Consider the following 18,685-nt stretch of genomic DNA (forward strand, 5'->3'; position numbering starts at 1 on the left):
ACGCATGCCCCGTACTCCTCTGTCGTCCGCTCCCACCGACGGTTCCGTCGACGCCGCCACCCCGGTCGTCCACCAGACCCGACGCGCTCGGATCGAGGCAGAGCGAGCCGCGGCGAAGGGCACGGTCGTGGCGCAGGAGGGACAGGGCTCGACGGGTCCGAGCTTCGACGACGTGATCGGTGCGGTCACGCCGGGAACCCCCGCGGCCCCCGTGTCGCCGATCGACCTCGCACCGGCATCGCCCGTGCGCCCGGCTTCCCGGATCGTGACGCCGCCGGCCCCCACCTCGCCCGTCGTGCACGCCCTGCGGGTTGCTCCCGTCGCCCCGGCGTCGCAGCCGCGTCGTGTCGCGGGGCAGGTCCCCGCATCGCGCCGCCGCAGCAGCCGTCCGGCCACGAAGACCCCGGTCGACCGCGCAACCCGTCACATCCGGTCCACGGCCACCACGACCGCCGCAGCAGCGCGGTCCCCGAAGCAGGGCGCGTCGTTCCGCCGTGCTGCTTCGCGCGTGACCGCGGTCGGCGCACTGCTCTTCGCAGCAGGCCTCGTCGTCTCGACCTCGCTGCCGGCGCAGGCGCTCTGGGTCCCGGCGTCCGGCTCGACCGCGGCCCGTGCCACCGTCGACGGAGCGACCCAGTCGATGCAGGTCGGTGCCTCGGCCGACGGATCGACCGCCCGTGACCAGTACACGGTTTCCGACGCCACGCAGTACGCGAACGTCGACTCCTCGACCTTCACGAACGACCCGACCGGCACCATCCAGTGGCCGTTCCTGACCGGCGTCCCGATCACCTCGGGCTTCGGTGGACGCCAGGTCGCCGGGTGCTCGTTCTGCTCGACGAACCACATGGGCATCGACTTCGCCCCGGGCGAGGGCACCCCGATCGGCGTCATCGCCGCCGGCACCGTGATCAAGGTGCAGGCGAACGACGGCGGCTTCGGCAACGACGTCTGGGTCGAGCACGACGTGGACGGCAAGCAGTTCGTCAGCGTCTACGGCCACATGGAGGACAACTCCTTCAAGGTCGTCACCGGCCAGCACGTCGAGGTCGGCGACATCCTCGGTCTCGTCGGCAGCACGGGCAACTCCACGGGCCCGCACCTGCACCTCGAGGTGCACGTCGACGGGGTCCCGGTGGACCCGCTGGCGTGGCTCCGGACCAACGCGAACTAGCGGCCCACGACGCGGCACGCCCGGGCGTCTCGTCCGGTTCCGGAGCAGCGTCGGAGGTCTGCTATCCTCGTGTGGTGCCGTTCGCGGCACATCGCCCCGATAGCTCAGTGGTAGAGCACCTCCATGGTAAGGAGGGGGTCGTCAGTTCAATCCTGACTCGGGGCTCCGACCCGGTGCGCGTGCCGCTCCGGATCTCTGGCGGGGTAGCTCAGTTGGTTAGAGCACACGACTCATAATCGTGGGGTCGCGGGTTCAAGTCCCGCCCTCGCTACACGCAAGGCCCTCTCGTCCAGGATCCCCTGGGTCAGGGGGCCTTCTCTGTTGCCGGCCCCACTTCGATTCTCGGGGCCCACCCGCCGCGCGTTCAGTCCGCCACCTGCACATCGACCGCGACGTGCTCCTGCGCGGCGAACTGGGTGCGGTGCAGCTCCTCGTACCGGCCACCCGCGGCCAGCAGTTCGTCGTGCGTGCCACGCTCCACGATCGAGCCGTCCTCGACCACCAGGATCATGTCCGCGCTGCGGATCGTGGAGAGCCGGTGCGCGATCACCATCGCCGTCCGCCCCTCGAGCGCCTCGCCGAGCGCAGCCTGCACCGCTGCCTCGGACGTCGAGTCGAGTGCCGCCGTCGCCTCGTCGAGGATGACGACGCGTGGCTGGGCGAGCAGGAGCCGGGCGATCGTCATCCGCTGGCGCTCGCCCCCGGACAGCCGGTAGCCGCGTTCGCCCACCATGGTGTCCAACTGGTCGGGGAGGGACCGGATGAGCGGCTCGAGCCGCGCACGGCGGACGGCGTCCCACACCTCGTCGTCGGACGCCTCGGGCCGTGCGAAGCGCAGGTTGGAACGGATGGTCTCGTGGAACAGGTGGCCGTCCTGCGTCACCATGCCCAGGGTGTGCCGCATCGAGGCGAACGTGACGTCGCGGACGTCCGTCCCGGCCAGGCGCACCGCGCCGCTGTCGACGTCGTACAGCCGCGCGAGCAGCTGCGCGACCGTGGACTTGCCGGCCCCGGACGAGCCGACCAGGGCGACGGTCTGCCCCGGCTCGATCCGGAAGGACAGTCCGTGCAGCACCTCCTCGCCGCCGCGGGTGTCGAGCGTGGCGACCTCCTCGAGCGAGGCGAGGGACACCTTGTCGGCAGACGGGTAGGCGAACCGGACGTCGTCGAACTCGACGGAGACGGGGCCGTCGGCGATGGTCACCGCGTCGGGCTGCTCCCGGATGAGCGGTTCGAGGTCGAGCACCTCGAAGACGCGCTCGAAGCTGACCACGGCGCTCATGATCTCCACCCGCGCGTTCGCCAGGCTCGTCAGCGGGGCGTACAGCCGCGTGAGGAGGAGCGCCAGGGTGACGACCTCGCCGGTGTCCAGCCGGCCGGCGAGCGCGAGGAAGCCGCCGAGCCCGTAGACCAGCGCCAGGGCGAGCGCGGAGACGAGCATCAGCGCGGTGAAGAAGACGAACTGCAGCATCGCGGTCCGGACACCGATGTCGCGGACCCGGGCGGCGCGGACGCGGAACTCCTCGGCCTCTTCGTCGGGCCGGCCGAACAGCTTGACGAGGGTGGCGCCGGGAGCCGAGAAGCGCTCGGTCATCTGGGTGCTCATCGCGGAGTTGTGGTCGGCGGCCTCGCGGCGCAGGGCGGCGAGGCGGCTGCCCATCCGGCGGGCGGGCACCAGGAAGACCGGGAGCATGACGACGGCGAGGACCGTCACGAGCCACGAGGTGCTGAGCATGACGATCAGGGTGAGGACCAGCGCCACGAGGTTCGTGACCACGCCGGACAGCGTGCCGCTGAAGGCCTGCTGGGCGCCGATCACGTCGTTGTTGAGGCGGCTCACGAGCGCACCGGTCCGGGTGCGGGTGAAGAACGCGATGGGCATCTTCTGCACGTGGTCGAAGACGGCGGTGCGGAGGTCCAGGATCACGCCCTCGCCGATGCGCGCCGAGTACCACCGCGTCGTCAGCGACACGGCGGCGTCGGCCACGGCCACCAGGGCGATGACCACGGCGAGCCGGACGATCGTCGAGACCTCTCCGCGGGCGACGATGACGTCGACCACCTGCCCGGCGAGGACCGGCGTCGCGACCGCGAGGAAGGCGCCGACGACGGAGAGACCGATGAACACCAGCAGCTTCGCCCGGTACGGCACCGCGAACGTCAGGATCCGCCGGACGGACGCGCGGGAGAACCCGTGCTTGCCGCCCTGCGCGGACGAGATCTTGTACAGCGAGCTCCAGGCTGCGCTCTCCATGCTCATGGCGGTTCCTTTCCGGGGCCCCTGGCCCAACCTAGATGGCTGGCCGGGTCCCCGGTGACCGCTCCTGTGGCGGTGCGCCGCGCGGCCACCCGCCGGAGGCCGTCGGGCCGGCCTACTGCGTGCGGTGGGAGCCGGTGTCCGTGCGCGTCGCGAGCACCCCGGCCGCACGGAACGCGTCCTCGACCGCGGCGGTGACGTGCTGCCAGGCGGCCCGTCGCCGGTTCGCCCCGATGCTGCCGCCCGACACGGCCGTGCCGTGCCCGGCCCGGCGCAGGGTGATCGTGGTGGTGGCACCGTCCACGACCGTCGACAGCTCGTACCGGCGGTACTCCCGGGCCGGCTGCACGAGCGCACCGAGCAGGATGGTGAGCGTGCGGCTGCCCGCCGTCGCGGTCATCGTGCCACCCGTCGACTCGACGTGGTGGCCCGTGCGGCGCAGCGCGGCGGCCGCGACCTCCATGGCGGTGCACCGGTCTCCCGTGTGCACGGCGAACCCCGTCGTGGCGTCCATCGGCCCTCCCCGTCCCGAACGAACCCGTGCCGCACGGCACGCTCCGATTCCCCCGAATCGGTCTCAGACAGTCTAGCTGAAGCGTTCTCATCGATCACCGGCCTCCGGACGGGCCTCGGTAGACTGCCGTGGTGTCAGTGAACCCCGAGCTCGTCGGCAGGACGTTCCCGCCGGCCCAGCCCTACCTGGTCGGCCGCGAGAAGGTGCGCGAGTTCTCGCGTGCGGTCTTCGCGACCAACCCCGTCCACCACGATCCGGGCGCCGCACGTGCCGCCGGGTACGCCGACGTGGTCGCGCCCCCGACGTTCGCCGTCGTCGTGCAGGAGGCCACGCTCGCGCAGCTCCTGAACGAGCCCGACGCCGGCATCGACTTCTCCCGCGTCGTCCACGGCGAGCAGTCCTTCACGTACGACCGGCCGATCGTCGCCGGTGACGAGCTCACCGCGACCCTGACGGTCACCAGCGTGAAGACCCTCGGCGGCAACGCGATGGTCACCGCCCAGAGCACCATCAACGACGCCGAGGGGGAGCACGTCGTCACGGCGACCTCCACCCTCGTGGTCCGAGGAGACGACGCATGACCGCCGCACCCGCCACCGCGCTCGAGGTCGGCACCGTCGTCGCCGAGCGTGACGTGCACATCACGCGCGACTCGCTGGTCCGGTACGCCGGCGCCTCCGGCGACTTCAACCCGATCCACTACCGCGACGACGTCGCCGCCTCGGTCGGCCTGCCCGGTGTCCTCGCCCACGGCATGCTCACGATGGGCATCGCCGTCCAGCCGGTCGCCGAGTGGCTCGGCGACAGCGGCTGGGTCGCGGGCTACGGCGTCCGCTTCACGCGCCCCGTCGTCGTCGACCCGGAGCAGGGTGCCACCGTCGGCATCGTCGCGAAGGTCGGCACCGTCGACGAGGACGGCCGGCCGAAACGCATCGACCTCACCGTGACCGCCGCCGGGCAGACCGTGCTCGGCAAGGCGCAGGTCACGGTGGTGTTCCGCTGACCGTGTCCGAGCCGATGCTGGCCGACCTGACGACGCTCCGCGTCGGCGGGGCCGCCACCCGGCTGCTCACGGCCACGACGACCGACGAGCTCGTCACCCACGCGCTCGACGCCTTCGACGACCACGAGTGGCTCGTCCTCGGCGGCGGCAGCAACCTGCTGGTCGCTGACCAGGGCTTCGACGGCACCGTCGTGCTGGTCCGGACGACGGGCGTCGACGCCGACCGCGACGCCGACGGCGTCACGGTGCGCGTCGCTGCGGGGGAACCGTGGGACCCGTTCGTCGCCACGACCGTCGCGAACGGCTGGACCGGCCTGGAGGCCCTCAGCGGCATCCCGGGCACGGTCGGTGCGTCCCCGGTGCAGAACATCGGCGCCTACGGGGTCGAACTCGCCGACGTGCTCACCCGGGTCGAGTTCCTCGATGCGGCCACGGGGGAGCGCGCGTGGGTCCCCGCAGCCGAGCTGGCGCTCGGCTACCGCACGTCGACCCTCAAGCACGGTCGGCGCGGTGTCGTGCTGACGGTCGAGTTCCGACTCGGGCTCGCGGGGGAGCACGGTGTGCCCGTGCGCTACGCGCAGCTCGCCGGTTCGCTCGAGGTCGAGCTCGGTGCGCTCGTGCCGCCCACGACCGTCCGCGACGAGGTCCTGCGGCTGCGCGGCTCGAAGGGCATGGTGCTCGACGGGGACGACCACGACACCTGGAGCGCCGGGTCGTTCTTCACCAACCCGATCGTCTCGCCGGCGTTCGCCGAGACCCTGCCGACGGACGCGCCCCGCTGGCCCGCGGGTGACGACGTCAAGCTCAGTGCCGCGTGGCTCATCGAGCACGCCGGCGTCCACCGTGGCTATGCGGTGCCGGGCTCCCGTGCGGCGATCTCGTCGAAGCACACGCTCGCGCTGACGAACCGCGGTGGGGCGACGGCCGCGCAGGTGGCCGAGCTCGCACGGTTCGTGCAGGTGACCGTCCTGAACCGGTTCGGCGTCTCGCTCGTCCCGGAACCCGTCGTGGTGGGCGACCTGCTCGGCTGATCGTCCGCCCGACGGGACGGACGAGCACGACGCGCCACGGGCCTCCCGGCACACAGAACGGGCCACCTCCACGAGGTGGCCCGTTCTGTGTTCCCGAGGTCTACGCGAAGAACGCCGCCAGCCGGGCGACGCCCTCGGCGATGTCGTCGTCGCCCAGCGCGTACGACAGGCGCAGGTAGCCGGAGGGGCCGAAGGCCTCACCCGGCACGACCGCGACCTCGGCGTGCTCGAGGATCAGATCGGCCAGCTCGAGCGTGGTCGTCGGGGTGGTGCCGGCCCACTCGCGGCCGAGCAGCGCGGTGACGTCCGGGTAGACGTAGAAGGCTCCCTGCGGGGTCGGCGTGCGGAAGCCCGGGATCGCGTTGAGGCCGTCCACGATGGCCTTCCGTCGGCGGTCGAAGGCCTCGCGCATGGCGGCGACGGGCTCCTGGGGACCGGTCAGGGCGGCGATCGCGGCGCGCTGCGACACGTTCGAGACGTTCGACGACAGGTGCGACTGCAGGTTCGACGCGGCCTTGACGGCGTCGGTCGGGCCGATGAACCACCCGACGCGCCAGCCGGTCATCGCGTAGGTCTTCGCGACGCCGTTCACCAGGATCGTGGTGTCGGCGAGGGCGGGGACCTCGGCCAGGATGCCGGCGAAGCGGACCCCGTCGTACACCAGGTCCTGGTAGATCTCGTCGCTGATCACCCAGATGCCGTGCTCGAGCGCCCACTCGCCGATGGCCCGGGTCTGCTCGGCGGAGTACACGGCGCCCGTGGGGTTCGACGGCGAGCAGAACAGCAGTGCCTTGGTCGCCGGGGTGCGGGCGGCCTCGAGCTGCTCGACCGTCACCAGGTAGTCCTGGTCGCTGCCGGCGAAGACCTCGACGGGCTCGCCGCCGGCCAGCCGGATGGCCTCGGGGTAGGTGGTCCAGTACGGCGCGGGCAGCAGGACCTCGTCACCGGCGTCGACGATGGTCTGGAACGCCTGGTAGACCGCCTGCTTGCCACCGTTCGTGACGATGACCTGCGACGGCTCGACGGTGATGCCGGACACTCGGGCGGTCTTGTCGGCGATGGCCTGCTTGAGTTCGGGCAGGCCGGTCGCGGGCGTGTACCGGTGGTTCTTCGGGTCCTGCGCGGCAGTGACGGCCGCGTCGACCACGTGCTGCGGGGTCGCGAAGTCAGGCTCGCCGGCGGCGAACGAGATCACCGGCCGCCCGGCGGCCTTGAGCGCCTTGGCCTTCGCGTCGACCTTGAGCGTCGCGGACTCGGCGATGGCCGCGATGCGGGACGCGATGCGCGGACGATCGGCCGGCGCGGTGGCGAGGGTGTCGACGGACACGTGGGCGGTGGACTCGGGGCCTGGGGCTGCGGTGCTCACGGGGTCCAGCCTACCGGCGCGGCACGCCGTGCGAGGGGCCAAGTGGACACCGTGTGACGGACTCCCGTAGACTCGTCCACCGGAACGCGGATCGGTGACGAACCGTGTTGCGAAGGGCGGTGGCTCAATTGGTAGAGCAGCGGTCTCCAAAACCGCAGGTTGCAGGTTCGAGTCCTGTCCGCCCTGCAACTCTGGAAGGGTAGAAGTTGGCGAGCAAAGACATGGAGACGACGGCGGACGACGTCGTCGCCAAGGCGAAGCAGGACCGGGCCGAGCGCCGCGGGCCCATCGCTGCCATCGTGCTCTTCATCCGTCAGGTGATCGGCGAACTGCGCAAGGTCGTGACGCCGACCCGCAAGGAACTCTTCAGCTACACGGGCGTCGTGCTCGTGTTCGTCGTCGTCATGATGATCCTGGTGTCGATCCTCGACTTCGTGTTCGGTCTCGGCGTCGGGTACGTCTTCGGCAACGGGCCCACGGCCTGACCCTGACGTCGACTGCCGTGTGCGGTCGTCCTCGAGGAGTACGGTCGCCCGAGACGGCGTCGATCGTGACGGCGTCGCTCGTGACCGTGAACGAACGCCAACCCGACCCGAACCACCGAACGGAAAGAATCGACTGTGTCTGACAACTCCCGCGATGACATCGACCTCGCGACGGCTGCCGAGCAGTCCTCCGAGGTCGAGGAGAACCAGGAAGGCGACGTCGAGACCGGCGAAGGACGCTCCGTCGAGTCCGCTGAAGAGCGTGCGATCTCGATCGAGGGCGACGACGACGAGTCCCTCGGCCTCAGCTCCGAGCCCGACGACGGCACCGTCGACGCCGGCCTCGACGAAGCACTGACGGCCCTGCAGGAAGCCCGCGACCCCGAGGCCGACGCCGTCGTGGACGACGCCCTCGAGATCGACTCCACCGACGAGGCCGAGGCCGCCGTCGAGGCCGTCGAGGACGAGGAAGAAGTCGAGCTCGAGACCGAGACCGCCGCCGAGGCGAACGAGACGCTCGCCGCCGACGAGGCACTCGACGCCGAGGACGAGGACGACGAGCCCGCCGAGGTCGACCCGTACGAGGCCTTCAAGGCCGAGCTGCGGATGAAGCCGGGCAAGTGGTACGTCATCCACTCCTACGCGGGCTTCGAGCGCCGCGTGAAGTCGAACATCGAGAACCGCATGGTCTCGATGTCGATGGAGGACTACATCTACCAGGTCGAGGTCCCGATGGAGGACGTCGTCGAGATCAAGAACGGGCAGCGCAAGCTGGTCACCCGCGTCCGGATCCCCTCGTACGTGCTCGTCCGCATGGACCTCAACGAGGACTCGTGGTCCGTCGTCCGGCACACCCCGGGCGTCACCGGCTTCGTCGGCAACGCGCACAACCCGACGCCGCTCCGTTTCGACGAGGCGTTCGGCATGCTCAAGTCCCTCGTGCAGGTCGCCGAGGCCGCCCCGACCAAGGGTGGCGCGAAGGGCAGCGGCCTGCAGGCACAGCCGGCAGCCGAGGTCGACTTCGAGATCGGCGAGACGATCACCATCAAGGAAGGCTCGTTCGCGGGCCTGCCGGGTTCGATCTCCGAGATCAAGCCGGAGAGCGGCAAGCTCACCGTCCTCGTCTCGCTGTTCGAGCGCGAGACCCCGGTCGAGCTCAGCTTCGACCAGGTCACCAAGCTCTAGCGACCACCCACCTGTAGCGATCACCGAGATCGACTACACTGAACGGGTTTGGGCCCGCGCGCCTCGTGCGAGCGGGCCTTCACCGCTGTCCGGAACGGCCGGACCAGCGGGAGAGTGCACGGATCCCCGTGTGTTCGATTCCAGGAGGAAGACAAGTCATGGCACCGAAGAAGAAGGTCACGGGCCTGATCAAGCTGCAGATCAACGCGGGAGCCGCCAACCCGGCCCCCCCGATCGGTCCGGCGCTCGGTCAGCACGGCGTCAACATCATGGAGTTCTGCAAGGCGTACAACGCGGCGACCGAGTCGCAGCGTGGCAACGTCGTGCCGGTCGAGATCACCGTCTACGAGGACCGTTCGTTCACGTTCGTCCTGAAGACCCCGCCGGCCGCTGAGCTCATCAAGAAGGCTGCTGGTGTGCAGAAGGGGTCCTCGACCCCGCACACGGTCAAGGTCGCGAAGATCTCGATGGACCAGGTCCGTCAGATCGCCGAGACCAAGCAGGCCGACCTGAACGCCAACGACATCGAGCAGGCCGCGAAGATCATCGCAGGCACCGCACGCTCGATGGGCATCACGGTCGAGGCCTAAGCACCGATCGGGCTCCGGCCCACCACCAGACACCTTTCCGTGGGAGAGCCTCGCCGGCTCGCCAACCACGTATCTCGCAAGGAGACCACCATGGCGAAGAAGTCCAAGGCCTACCAGGCCGCGGCCGCGAAGATCGAGGCCGACAAGTTCTACACCCCGACCGAGGCCGTCGCCCTGGCCAAGGAGACCGGTTCCTCGAAGACCGACTCCACGGTCGAGGTCGCGCTGAAGCTCGGCGTGGACCCCCGCAAGGCCGACCAGATGGTCCGCGGCACGGTCATCCTGCCGCACGGCACGGGCAAGACCGCCCGCGTCATCGTCTTCGCGACGGGTGCCGCTGCTGAGGCCGCCATCGCCGCCGGTGCCGACGAGGTCGGTGGCGACGAGCTCATCGCGAAGGTCGCCGAGGGCTACACCTCGTTCGACTCCGCCGTCTCGACCCCGGAGCTCATGGGCAAGGTCGGTCGTCTCGGTAAGGTGCTCGGCCCGCGTGGCCTCATGCCGAACCCGAAGACCGGCACCGTGACCCCGAACGTGGCGCAGGCCGTCAACGACATCAAGGGCGGCAAGATCGAGTTCCGCGTCGACAAGCACGCCAACGTGCACTTCGTCGTCGGCAAGGCCTCGTTCACGCCGGAGCAGCTCGACGAGAACATCTCGACCGCGCTCGAGGAGATCAACCGCCTCAAGCCGTCGTCCTCGAAGGGCCGTTACGTCATGAAGGGCGCCGTCTCGACGACCTTCGGTCCCGGCATCCCGCTGGACGTCAACAGCATCTGAGTCGAGAGACTCGTGGAAGGACCCGCACCGGCAACGGTGCGGGTCCTTTCCGCATGTGGGGCGCGTGTCCCGATACCGTGGAGCCGTGCGCACCCTCGTGAACTCGCTCCGACTGATCGCAGTCATCGCCATCGTCGTCGCGGTCGTGGCGCAGTGGCTCGAGAGCTCGCAGACCCCGACCTACTCGTTCTGGAACTTCTTCGGCTACTTCACGATCCAGTCGAACCTGATCGTCGCCGTGGCCCTCGCGGTGACGCTCGTCGCCGCAGCCCGACGCAAGCGGGCGGACCTCGCCGTCTCGGTGCTCCGTGGCGCCGCGACGGTGTACATCGCGACGACCGGCATCGTCTACAACACGCTGCTCACGGGCGCGAACGTGTCGGCCTCGGTGCCGTGGTCGAACGACATCGTGCACAAGATCATCCCGGTGTACGCGGTGCTCGACTGGCTGCTGTTCTCGGACCGTGCGCGGCTGCTGCTCCGCCACGTGTGGTGGTTCCTGCTCTACCCGGCGGTCTGGACCACCGTGGTGCTCGTCCGTGGCGCGACCGACGGGTGGGTGCCGTACCCGTTCCTCGATCCGGCGCAGGGCTACGGCGTCGTCGCGATCTACGTGGTCGGGATCGCGGTCTCGATCACCCTGCTCGGCATCCTCGTCGTCGGGATGAGCCGACTGCGACTGGTGAAGGTCTAGGGGGCTAGGAGCGGAAGCCGCGCAGCTTGTCGAGCACCAGGTCGGCGAGCTGGACGAGCCCGCGGATCTGGTCGTCGTCGCGGTCGACCCAGCGGCACTCGGGCTCGTCGGCGACCGGCACGAACCCGTCGTGGCGTTCCCAGACGAACAGGGTGCGGTCGGCACCGAGCACGTACTGCTGCCACCAGATCTGCCGGAGGTAGTGCCGGGGGATGCTCCGCCAGGCCTTGCCGGTGGTCTTGATCTCGGCGAGCACCACGCGGGACGACTCGTCGACCCCGACGCCGTCCGGGGTGGCGAGGTGGGCGCGGTTCGCAGCGGCGTGGAACAGGTGCGCCGAGGGCTGGATGCCGTGGGTGGCGGCCACCCAGGCGGCGATGACCGGTTCGCGGTCCTTGCCGTGCTCGGTGAACGCGTTGCCGGAGAAGCGGGATCCGTAGCGCTTCTCGGTGACGACGGCCTCGACGGCGCGCAGCGAGGCGAGCCGGGCGACGTCGGTGGCGGTGATCCCCATGGCGCGGGCGCGGAGCCAGGCGACGCGGTCCGAGGAGTGCGCGACGATGCGCTCGGTGTGGCCGCGCAGGGCGGTGAACGCATCACGCGCAGCCGGGACCGGCGCGGACGACTCCAGACCGGGGTCCAGGTCGCCCCACAGGGTGGGCTGCACGATCGTCACCCGACGATTGTCCCCCCGACCACCGGCAAGACCGAAACCGACGCGCTCACGCGACCGCGGGTGTGCGTCAGGAGACCAGTTCGCGGCCCTCGGCGAAGGCGACCAGCTCGTCGACCCCGGCGGGGGAGAGGGCGTACCCGATGGCGAGGGCCGCAGCCCCCTGCAGCGCGGCGAGGGACCCGGCGCGGGACTGCACGATGACGAGGTGCTCACTGGCCAGGGGCATCGAGCGGGAGTAGACGACCTCGCGGACGCCGGCGAGCAGGTGCTCACCGGCCTGCGTGATCGAGCCGCCGAGTGCGATCACGGACGGGTTGATGAGCGAGATGCAGGTCGCCAGGACCTCGCCGATGTCGCGACCGGCCTGTCGGACGGCGTAGATCGCGTCGAGGTCCGACCGGTTCACCAGGTCGATCACGTCCGCACCCGTGTGCGCGTCGTGCCCCTTCGCGCGGAGTGCGCGGGCGATGGCCGGACCGGAGGCCACGGCCTCCAGGCAGCCGGTGTTGCCGCAGTGGCAGGGGACGTCGCCGGCGCGGGAGACCCGAACGTGGCCGATGTCACCCGCGGTGCCCTGGGCCCCGCGCTGCAGTCGGCCCTCGGAGACGATGCCGGACCCGATGCCGGTGGCGACCTTCACGAACAGCAGGTGGTCGACGTCCGGCCAGCCGTGCTCCCGCTCACCGAGGGCCGCGATGTTGACGTCGTTGTCGAGCAGCACGTGGGCGGCGATGTGCTGGCGGAGCCACGAGGGCACGTCGAAGCCGTCCCAGCCGGGCATGATCGGCGGGTTGGCCGGGCGGCCGGTGGAGAACTCGACGGGCCCGGGGACCCCGATCCCGATCGCGATGACGTCCTGTCGGCTGCGCCCGACCTCGGCGAGCAGGTCGTCGATCGTCTCGACGAGCCAGGACAGCGTCGGCACCGGACCGGCGGCGATGTCGATCCGGGCCTCGCGGGTGGCGAGCGGTGCCGCGACCAGGTCGGTGACGGCGACGCGACCGTGTGAGGCGCCGAGGTCGGCGGCGATCACGAGCCGGGCGCGGGGCTTCAGCGCCACCTGGGCGGGCGGGCGACCGCCGGTGGAGACGGCGGTGTCCACGGCGCCGACCAGCCCGATGTCGATCAGGGAGTCGAGGCGCACGCCGATGGTGGAGCGTGCGAGTCCTGTCAGTGCGGCGAGCTCGGCCCTGGTGCGCGGCACGCCGTCGCGGAGGATCTGGAAGAGCTCGCTCGTCCCGACCGGAGGCGACGCTGCCGTCCGGTTCAAGTCGACCATGTGGGGAGTGAAGCACACATCGTTCGCGCCACGCAATGAAGTCCGTCGACATTCCTCGGACTTCTGCTTGACCGCCGACAAAAGTGCTCGTAGTGTGACGATCGGTCAGTGACGACCGCACCATCTCGACGAGGAGAACCCCTGGTGACCCAACCGCTCTCGGTCCAGCTCTACACGGTCCGCGATGCCCTCAGTGCTGATCTGCCCGGCACCCTGCAGCGCATCGCCGACATCGGCTACACGAACGTCGAGGCCTTCAGCTTCGTCGACGACGCCGACGAGCTCGCCGCCGCCCTCCGCGACGCCGGCCTGGCCGCCCCGAGCGGCCACGCCCGTCTGCTGGACGCCGGCGAGCAGGACCTCGAGCGCATCTTCCACGCCTCCACCACCCTCGGCTTCGGGACCCTCATCGACCCGCACATCGACGAGTCCCGCTGGACCACCCGCGAGGACGTCGAGGCGATCGCCCGCGAACTCAGCGCCCTCGCCCCGCGCGCCGCCGACCACGGCCTGGTGCTCGGCTACCACAACCACGCGTTCGAGTTCTCGAACCGCATCGACGGTGTCAGCGCCTACGAGGTCTTCGCCGACGCCCTGTCCGACGACGTCGTGCTCGAGCTCGACACCTACTGGGTGCAGGTCGGCGGGGACGACCCGGTCGCGGTCATCGGCAAGTACGGCGACAAGGTCCAGTTCCTGCACGTCAAGGACGGCGACGGCTCGCACGACGACAAGCAGCAGGTCGCCGTCGGCAACGGCATCATGCCGATCCGCGAGATCATCGCCGCGGCGCCCGATGCACTGCACGTCGTCGAGCTCGACGACCACGAGGGTGACGTCTTCCAGGCCGTCGCCGACTCCTACACGTTCCTCGAGGGGGCCCGCGCATGACCGACACCACGACCGCCGCTGCAACGGCGACCGACAGCAGCACCCGCACCGGCCCCGTCGGCGTCGGCGTCATCGGCGCCGGGGTCATCTCGGACCAGTACCTGTCGAACCTCACCGTCTTCCCCGACGTGACGGTCCGCTTCATCGCCGACATCGACCTGCCGCGCGCCGCCGCCCAGGCCGAGAAGTGGGGCGTCCCCGGATCGGGCACCGTCGAGGAGCTCCTGGCCGACGACGACATCGAGATCGTCGTGAACCTGACGATCCCGGCCGCCCACGTCGAGGTCGCGCTGCAGGCCCTGGCCGCAGGCAAGCACGTCTGGGGCGAGAAGCCCTACGCCCTCGACCGTGCCAGCGCCGCGGAGCTCCGCGACGCCGCGGCCGCCGCGGGCAAGACCGTCAGCGTCGCCCCGGACACGTTCCTCGGCGCCGGCCTGCAGACCGCGCTCCGCACCATCCGCGAAGGCCGCATCGGCACCCCCCTGAACGGCCTGACGCTCTTCCAGAGCCCCGGACCCGAGTCGTGGCACCCGAGCCCCGAGTTCCTCTTCGCGTACGGCGCCGGTCCGCTGTTCGACATCGGCCCGTACTACATCACCACCCTCGTCCAGACGTTCGGACCGGTGAAGAAGGTCACGGCGACGGCGTCGAAGTCCCGCGCCACCCGCACCATCGGCTCCGGGCCGAAGGCCGGCACCGAGTTCCCGGTGGACGTCCCGACGAACCACTCCGCGCTGATCGAGTTCGAGAACGGCGGCAGCGCGCAGAGTGTCTTCTCGTTCGAGTCCGACCGCGGCCGCACCGGCTTCGTCGAGATCGCGGGGGAGACCGGCACCGTCGTGTTCCCCGACCCGAACAACTTCGACGGCGAAACCGAGCTGTACGCCCTCGGTTCCGAGGAGCCCGAGACGATCCCCGCGGTCGGCTCCACCTACTCGCGCGGCACCGGCGTGGTCGACCTGGCCCGCTCGCTGCGGGCCGGCGACGAGAACCGCGTCCCCGGTGCGCTCGCCTTCCACGTCCTCGACGTGATGGTCTCCATCGCCGAGGCGGCAGAACGTGGCGAGGCGGTGCTCGTCGAGAGCACCGTGTCGCCCTCCCCGACCCTCCCCGAGGGCTGGGACCCCGCGGAACGCACCCTGGCCTGACCGCCAGGGCGCTGCCCGCAACCCACAGCAGCACCCGACCAGCACCATCCGCAGCACCAGCTCCACCCCTGCACCATCCCCTGCACCATCTCAACGACGAGAAAGTAGAGAGTCATGCGCACTGCCATCCGCGCACTGGCCATCACCGCGGCCGCCGCACTCACCGTGTCCGGCCTCGCAGCCTGCTCCTCCGGATCGTCTGGCGACGCCGGCGACTCCAAGACGCTCACCTACTGGGCGTCCAACCAGGGCACGTCCCTGCAGAACGACAAGGAGGTGCTGACCCCCGTCCTCAAGAAGTTCACCAAGGAGACCGGGATCAAGGTCGACCTCCAGGTCATCGGCTGGAACGACCTGCAGAACAAGATCCAGACCGCCGTCACCTCGGGCCAGGGCCCGGACGTCGTCAACATCGGCAACACCTGGGCGACCTCGCTCCAGGCCACCGGCGCCTTCCAGGAGTTCGGTGACGCCGAGATGAAGGCGATCGGCGGCGAGGACAAGTTCGGCAAGGTCGCCCTGTCCACCGGTGGCGCGCCCGACAAGACGGTCACGAGCGTCCCGCTCTACGGCCTCGCCTACGGCCTGTACTACAACAAGAAGATGCTGTCGGACGCCGGCATCACCCCGCCCACCACGTGGGAGGAGATGGTCACCGACGCCGAGAAGCTGACCAAGGGTGACACCTACGGCTTCAGCCTCGCGGGCGGTTCGTACACCGAGAACTCGCACTTCGCGTTCATCAACTCGGCGCAGAACGGTGGCGAGTGGTTCGACAAGGACGGCAAGCCGACCTTCACCTCGAAGGCCAACGTCGACGGCATCAAGCGCTACCTCGACCTGATGCAGGACTCGAAGGTCGCCAACCTGTCGAACGCGCAGTACGACAACGCGACGCAGTCCACCACGGACTTCGCGAAGAAGAAGGCCGCGTTCATCCTCAACCAGAACAACGCGAACGCGACCATCGAGTCCCTCGGCATGAAGTCGGACGAGTACGGCGTCGTGGCGCTGCCCGCTCCGAGCGGTGGCGAGCAGATCGCCTCGTTCCCGGCTGGCATCAACCTGTCGGTCTTCAAGAACACGAAGAACAAGGACGGCGCGCTCAAGTTCGTCAAGTACATGACGAGCATGGACACGCAGACGACGCTGGACAAGCCGTACTCGGCCCTACCGGTGCTCGCCGAGGCTGCTGACTCCGTCACGGACGAGCAGACGAAGACGTTCCTCGACATCTACAACAACAAGGCGAAGCCGCTCCCGCTGGTGCCCGCGGAGGACCAGTTCGAGTCCACGGTCGGCAAGGCGATGAACGACATGTTCGCCAAGATCGCGACCGGTTCCAAGGTCTCCGAGGCCGACATCAAGTCGGCACTGCAGACCGCCCAGGACCAGGTGTCCCAGGCCGCCGGTTGATCCACCCTGGAGGCCCGGGTCGCGTCCGACGGACGCGCCCGGGCCTCCGCCCCTGACGTTCCAGGGCCGACCACCCGTCGGCCGTGAGGCACACGCCCCACGCACCCCGCGCCTCCCCCCACGGCCTCGGCCGCCACGCTGCTCCGCAAGCTCCGCATCGCGTCGGAACCGGACCGCGTGGGCCCAGGCCGCTGCCACGGCCCGCGCGGACCGCACCTGCACGCCCCTCCTGCCGAAAGGCCCCACCAGATGTCCACGACGGTCCTGCCCGACTCGGAGCGCATCGACCTGACGCACACGAAGGCCCCGACGATGTCGGGCCGTCCGCCAGGTCGCAAGCGCAAGACCCACTGGCTGCCCTACGCGCTCGTCGCGCCGGCCATCCTGTTCGAGCTGCTCATCCACATCGTCCCGATGCTCACCGGCATCTGGATCTCGTTCATCCAGCTCACCAAGTACTTCATCGCGAACTGGGGTGCCGCGCCCTTCGCCGGGTTCCGGAACTACCAGGTCGTCGTCGACTTCGACCAGGCGATCGGCCGCGGGGTCCTCAACTCGTTCCTCATCACGTGCGCCTTCACGGTCCTCGTGGTCGGGCTCTCCTGGACCTTCGGCATGGCCGCAGCGGTCGCGCTGCAGAAGCCGTTCGCCGGACGCGGGCTCTTCCGCACCCTGTTCCTCGTGCCCTACGCGCTGCCGATGTACGCCGGCGTCATCACCTGGAAGTTCATGTTCCAGCGTGACTCCGGGGCCCTGAACCACCTGCTGGTCGACCAGCTGCACCTGTTCGGCGGGGACGCCCCCTTCTGGCTCATCGGCAACAACGCCTTCGTGGCCGTCGTCGTCGTCGCGATCTGGAAGACCTGGCCGTTCGCGTTCCTGATGCTCATGGCCGGTCTGCAGTCCGTCCCGAACGACGTCTACGAGGCAGCCTCGGTCGACGGTGCCAAGCCGTTCCGCCAGTGGCGCTCGATCACGCTGCCGATGGTCCGCCCGGTCAACGTGACGCTCGTGCTCGTGATGTTCCTGTGGACGTTCAACGACTTCAACACGCCGTTCGTGCTGTTCGGCTCGACCGCCCAGCCGCCCGCCGCGGACCTGCTGAGCTTCCACATCTACAACGCGTCGTTCATCACCTGGAACTTCGGCTCCGGTGCCGCGATGAGCGTCCTGCTCCTGCTCTTCCTGCTCGTCGTCACCGGCATCTACCTCGCCGTGACCAACCGGAGGTCCGTCCGTGCGTGAGACAACTGGCGCCAAGTCCTTCAAGATCATCACCCTGGTCGTCCTGACGCTGTTCACGGTCGTACCGCTCTACGTGATGATCACCACGGCCATCAAGCCCCTCGGCGACGTGCAGGACAACTTCACGTGGATCCCGTCGAGGATCACCTTCCAGCCGTTCATCGACATGTGGTCGACGGTGCCGCTCGGCCGGTACTTCGTCAACTCGCTCGTGGTCTGCACGGTGGCGACGGTGTTCTCGCTGATCATCGCGACCTTCGCCGCCTACGGTGTCTCGCGCTGGAACTTCAAGGGCAAGAGCACCTTCACCACCGCGGTGCTCTCCACGCAGATGTTCCCCGGCGTGCTGTTCCTGCTGCCGCTGTTCCTGATCTTCACGAACCTCGGCAACACCCTGGGCATCCAGCTCGTCGGGTCGTGGCTCGGCCTGATCATCACGTACCTGACCTTCACGCTGCCGTTCTCGATCTGGATGCTGGCCGGGTACTTCGAGACCATCCCGCGCGAGCTCGACGAGGCCGCGATGGTCGACGGTTCGGGCCCGATGGGTGCGCTGTTCCGGGTCATCCTGCCCTCGGCCCGCCCGGGTCTGGTGGCGGTCGGGATCTACTCGTTCATGACGGCCTGGGGTGAGGTCCTCTTCGCCTCGGTCATGACGAACGGCCTCGGTTCGACCCTGGCGGTCGGTCTGCAGCAGTACTCGACGCAGACGAACGTGTACTGGAACCAGGTCATGGCGGCGTCGCTCGTCGTGTCGATCCCGGTCGTGGCCGCGTTCCTCGTGGTCCAGCGCCAGTTCGTCGCCGGCCTGACCGCCGGTGCCGTGAAGTAGGCGGAGGCCCCTTCCGCAAGACACCGGTGTTCGCGCTCGACGCCCCCGCATGACGCGGTGCGCAGCGTGAACACCGGTGTTTTGCCGTTCCCCACCGACCCCGACGACCCCGACCACCC

Annotated in this window: 19 protein-coding genes and 3 tRNA genes; 17 read left to right on the forward strand and 5 right to left on the reverse strand. The window is 69.7% G+C overall.

The features are described from left to right. The first annotated feature begins 4 nt into the window (after nucleotides 1-4). The 3 genes from BR70_RS22440 (at nucleotide 5) to BR70_RS0112575 (ending at nucleotide 1,445) form a co-directional block, all read left to right on the forward strand. A complete protein-coding gene (locus BR70_RS22440; RefSeq protein WP_051596888.1) occupies nucleotides 5-1,174 on the forward strand; it encodes a M23 family metallopeptidase in 1,170 nt (389 codons plus the stop codon). A gap of 93 nt (nucleotides 1,175-1,267) precedes the next feature. Beyond that, nucleotides 1,268-1,339 (forward strand) — tRNA-Thr (locus BR70_RS0112570). Nucleotides 1,340-1,371: 32 nt separating this feature from the next. Then, nucleotides 1,372-1,445: transfer RNA gene (locus tag BR70_RS0112575), tRNA-Met, on the forward strand. Between the two features lie 93 nt (nucleotides 1,446-1,538). Here the strand turns inward: BR70_RS0112575 and BR70_RS0112580 are convergent. Next, nucleotides 1,539-3,434: an ABC transporter ATP-binding protein gene (locus BR70_RS0112580; RefSeq protein ID WP_027466359.1), complete on the reverse strand. Its 1,896-nt coding sequence runs from the start codon at nucleotides 3,432-3,434 to the stop codon at nucleotides 1,539-1,541. Between the two features lie 112 nt (nucleotides 3,435-3,546). Next, nucleotides 3,547-3,945, reverse strand: coding sequence for a hypothetical protein (locus BR70_RS0112585; RefSeq protein ID WP_027466360.1), 399 nt, complete (start codon nucleotides 3,943-3,945; stop codon nucleotides 3,547-3,549). Nucleotides 3,946-4,076: 131 nt separating this feature from the next. On the opposite strand from BR70_RS0112585, the gene BR70_RS0112590 reads away from it, so the two are divergent. Genes BR70_RS0112590 through BR70_RS0112600 form a run of 3 tightly spaced genes read left to right on the forward strand, consistent with a single transcriptional unit; the run spans nucleotide 4,077 to nucleotide 5,979 of the window. Next, complete coding sequence (locus BR70_RS0112590; protein ID WP_081827402.1) at nucleotides 4,077-4,526, forward strand: MaoC family dehydratase N-terminal domain-containing protein; 450 nt, start codon at nucleotides 4,077-4,079, stop codon at nucleotides 4,524-4,526. Then, complete coding sequence (locus BR70_RS0112595; protein ID WP_027466539.1) at nucleotides 4,523-4,948, forward strand: MaoC/PaaZ C-terminal domain-containing protein; 426 nt, start codon at nucleotides 4,523-4,525, stop codon at nucleotides 4,946-4,948. The genes BR70_RS0112590 and BR70_RS0112595 overlap by 4 nt, the downstream gene beginning before the upstream one ends. Before the next feature lie 14 nt (nucleotides 4,949-4,962). Then, entirely contained in the window at nucleotides 4,963-5,979 is a 1,017-nt protein-coding gene (locus BR70_RS0112600; RefSeq protein ID WP_035809082.1) for a UDP-N-acetylmuramate dehydrogenase, read from the forward strand. Nucleotides 5,980-6,079: 100 nt separating this feature from the next. On the opposite strand, the gene BR70_RS0112605 is transcribed toward BR70_RS0112600, so the two are convergent. Beyond that, entirely contained in the window at nucleotides 6,080-7,306 is a 1,227-nt protein-coding gene (locus BR70_RS0112605) for a pyridoxal phosphate-dependent aminotransferase (RefSeq protein ID WP_051596889.1), read from the reverse strand. A gap of 152 nt (nucleotides 7,307-7,458) precedes the next feature. Here BR70_RS0112605 and BR70_RS0112610 point away from each other — a divergent pair. The 6 genes from BR70_RS0112610 (at nucleotide 7,459) to BR70_RS0112635 (ending at nucleotide 11,079) form a co-directional block, all read left to right on the forward strand. Beyond that, nucleotides 7,459-7,531 (forward strand) — tRNA-Trp (locus BR70_RS0112610). 35 nt (nucleotides 7,532-7,566) lie between these two features. Beyond that, on the forward strand, nucleotides 7,567-7,830 hold the full coding sequence (secE, locus tag BR70_RS0112615; protein WP_371830607.1) for a preprotein translocase subunit SecE: 264 nt from the start codon (nucleotides 7,567-7,569) through the stop codon (nucleotides 7,828-7,830). 135 nt (nucleotides 7,831-7,965) lie between these two features. Next, the gene (gene nusG, locus BR70_RS0112620) at nucleotides 7,966-9,015 is read left to right on the forward strand and encodes a transcription termination/antitermination protein NusG (protein WP_027466365.1); all 1,050 of its coding nucleotides are present in this window, start codon (nucleotides 7,966-7,968) and stop codon (nucleotides 9,013-9,015) included. Nucleotides 9,016-9,173: 158 nt separating this feature from the next. Further along, nucleotides 9,174-9,605, forward strand: coding sequence for a 50S ribosomal protein L11 (gene rplK, locus BR70_RS0112625; protein WP_017888638.1), 432 nt, complete (start codon nucleotides 9,174-9,176; stop codon nucleotides 9,603-9,605). A 90-nt stretch (nucleotides 9,606-9,695) separates the two neighbouring features. Next, nucleotides 9,696-10,385, forward strand: coding sequence for a 50S ribosomal protein L1 (gene rplA / locus BR70_RS0112630; RefSeq protein WP_017888639.1), 690 nt, complete (start codon nucleotides 9,696-9,698; stop codon nucleotides 10,383-10,385). Nucleotides 10,386-10,470: 85 nt separating this feature from the next. Next, on the forward strand, nucleotides 10,471-11,079 hold the full coding sequence (locus BR70_RS0112635) for a Pr6Pr family membrane protein (protein ID WP_027466366.1): 609 nt from the start codon (nucleotides 10,471-10,473) through the stop codon (nucleotides 11,077-11,079). Nucleotides 11,080-11,083: 4 nt separating this feature from the next. Here the strand turns inward: BR70_RS0112635 and BR70_RS0112640 are convergent, their stop codons facing one another. Continuing rightward, nucleotides 11,084-11,755, reverse strand: a complete 672-nt coding sequence (locus tag BR70_RS0112640; RefSeq protein WP_081827374.1) for a YqaJ viral recombinase family protein — start codon at nucleotides 11,753-11,755, stop codon at nucleotides 11,084-11,086. Nucleotides 11,756-11,822: 67 nt separating this feature from the next. Beyond that, complete coding sequence (locus tag BR70_RS0112645; RefSeq protein ID WP_027466368.1) at nucleotides 11,823-13,034, reverse strand: ROK family transcriptional regulator; 1,212 nt, start codon at nucleotides 13,032-13,034, stop codon at nucleotides 11,823-11,825. A 144-nt stretch (nucleotides 13,035-13,178) separates the two neighbouring features. Between BR70_RS0112645 and BR70_RS0112650 the strand changes: the two genes are divergently transcribed. The 5 genes from BR70_RS0112650 (at nucleotide 13,179) to BR70_RS0112670 (ending at nucleotide 18,566) form a co-directional block, all read left to right on the forward strand. Further along, nucleotides 13,179-13,925 (forward strand): sugar phosphate isomerase/epimerase family protein, encoded by a 747-nt coding sequence (locus tag BR70_RS0112650; RefSeq protein WP_027466369.1) that lies wholly within the window; start codon nucleotides 13,179-13,181, stop codon nucleotides 13,923-13,925. Next, nucleotides 13,922-15,073: a Gfo/Idh/MocA family protein gene (locus BR70_RS0112655; RefSeq protein ID WP_027466370.1), complete on the forward strand. Its 1,152-nt coding sequence runs from the start codon at nucleotides 13,922-13,924 to the stop codon at nucleotides 15,071-15,073. The genes BR70_RS0112650 and BR70_RS0112655 overlap by 4 nt, the downstream gene beginning before the upstream one ends. Nucleotides 15,074-15,187: 114 nt before the next feature. Further along, complete coding sequence (locus BR70_RS0112660) at nucleotides 15,188-16,489, forward strand: ABC transporter substrate-binding protein (protein ID WP_035808838.1); 1,302 nt, start codon at nucleotides 15,188-15,190, stop codon at nucleotides 16,487-16,489. Between the two features lie 249 nt (nucleotides 16,490-16,738). Then, nucleotides 16,739-17,734: a carbohydrate ABC transporter permease gene (locus BR70_RS0112665; protein ID WP_027466372.1), complete on the forward strand. Its 996-nt coding sequence runs from the start codon at nucleotides 16,739-16,741 to the stop codon at nucleotides 17,732-17,734. Beyond that, on the forward strand, nucleotides 17,727-18,566 hold the full coding sequence (locus BR70_RS0112670; RefSeq protein ID WP_027466373.1) for a carbohydrate ABC transporter permease: 840 nt from the start codon (nucleotides 17,727-17,729) through the stop codon (nucleotides 18,564-18,566). The genes BR70_RS0112665 and BR70_RS0112670 overlap by 8 nt, the downstream gene beginning before the upstream one ends. The last annotated feature ends 119 nt before the right edge of the window (nucleotides 18,567-18,685 follow it).

The sequence above is a fragment of the Curtobacterium sp. UNCCL17 genome (genome assembly GCF_000686685.1).
Taxonomy (GTDB): Bacteria; Actinomycetota; Actinomycetes; order Actinomycetales; family Microbacteriaceae; genus Curtobacterium; species Curtobacterium flaccumfaciens.

Bases quoted from the DNA above. Each gene is read 5' to 3' on its own strand.
- BR70_RS22440 (WP_051596888.1), top strand. From the start codon at position 5: ATGCCCCGTACTCCTCTGTCGTCCGCTCCCACCGACGGTTCCGTCGAC.
- BR70_RS0112580 (WP_027466359.1), bottom strand. From the start codon at position 3,434: ATGAGCATGGAGAGCGCAGCCTGGAGCTCGCTGTACAAGATCTCGTCC.
- BR70_RS0112585 (WP_027466360.1), bottom strand. From the start codon at position 3,945: ATGGACGCCACGACGGGGTTCGCCGTGCACACGGGAGACCGGTGCACC.
- BR70_RS0112595 (WP_027466539.1), top strand. From the start codon at position 4,523: ATGACCGCCGCACCCGCCACCGCGCTCGAGGTCGGCACCGTCGTCGCC.
- BR70_RS0112600 (WP_035809082.1), top strand. From the start codon at position 4,963: ATGCTGGCCGACCTGACGACGCTCCGCGTCGGCGGGGCCGCCACCCGG.
- secE (WP_371830607.1), top strand. From the start codon at position 7,567: ATGGAGACGACGGCGGACGACGTCGTCGCCAAGGCGAAGCAGGACCGG.
- rplK (WP_017888638.1), top strand. From the start codon at position 9,174: ATGGCACCGAAGAAGAAGGTCACGGGCCTGATCAAGCTGCAGATCAAC.
- rplA (WP_017888639.1), top strand. From the start codon at position 9,696: ATGGCGAAGAAGTCCAAGGCCTACCAGGCCGCGGCCGCGAAGATCGAG.
- BR70_RS0112645 (WP_027466368.1), bottom strand. From the start codon at position 13,034: ATGGTCGACTTGAACCGGACGGCAGCGTCGCCTCCGGTCGGGACGAGC.
- BR70_RS0112655 (WP_027466370.1), top strand. From the start codon at position 13,922: ATGACCGACACCACGACCGCCGCTGCAACGGCGACCGACAGCAGCACC.
- BR70_RS0112660 (WP_035808838.1), top strand. From the start codon at position 15,188: ATGCGCACTGCCATCCGCGCACTGGCCATCACCGCGGCCGCCGCACTC.
- BR70_RS0112665 (WP_027466372.1), top strand. From the start codon at position 16,739: ATGTCCACGACGGTCCTGCCCGACTCGGAGCGCATCGACCTGACGCAC.